This is a genomic window from Mesorhizobium sp. M7A.F.Ca.US.005.03.2.1, assembly GCF_003997795.1.
GTDB lineage: Bacteria > Pseudomonadota > Alphaproteobacteria > Rhizobiales > Rhizobiaceae > Mesorhizobium > Mesorhizobium ciceri.
Genome location: NZ_RZRP01001540.1, coordinates 1 through 569, shown reverse-complemented (window position 1 = coordinate 569; position 569 = coordinate 1). Strand labels below are relative to the sequence as shown.

General features: G+C 61.5%; 1 pseudogene. It reads right to left on the bottom strand.

What is annotated here, in order from left to right:
• Nucleotides 1–52: 52 nt before the first annotated feature.
• Nucleotides 53–352 (bottom strand): annotated as a pseudogene (locus EN991_RS39000) (response regulator transcription factor); the annotation flags it as partial.
• Nucleotides 353–569 lie beyond the last annotated feature (217 nt).

Below are 569 nucleotides of genomic sequence, written 5' to 3'. Positions count from 1 at the left end.
ACCCCGCTCCGCTTCGCGGATCGACCCTCCCCACAAGGAGGAGGGTAAAAGCTCAAAACCCAGCCTGATCGCGAAACAACTCCGCATTGTCCAGCTTCGAAACCTCGATCACCGCTTGCGTGCGGCTGTAGACATTGAGCTTGCGCAGGATTTCGGAGACATGCGCCTTCACCGTGGTTTCGCCCACCTGCAGCTCATAGGCGATCTGCTTGTTGAGCAGGCCCTGGCGCAGCATCTGCAGCACGCGCAGCTGTTGCGGCGTCAGTGTCGACAGGCGCTGCACCATGTCGGCGCGGTCGGCGCTGTCGGCGTCCGGCGGCCGGCCTTCATAGGTTTCCGGCACATAGATCGCGCTATCCGCATCCCGACATCAAGGTCGTCGACACCACCAAATACTTCCTGCACCGCGAACATCTCGCCTCGGTGCGCCAAGTCACCGACATGTCGGGCACCGTCGTCGACGCCACCAGCTACGCCACCTATGGCGAAAGCCTCAACACCGGCTTCCAGACGCAGAAGAACTACATCGGCGAACGCTTCGATCCCGAGACCGGCCTGCTGTATCTCAA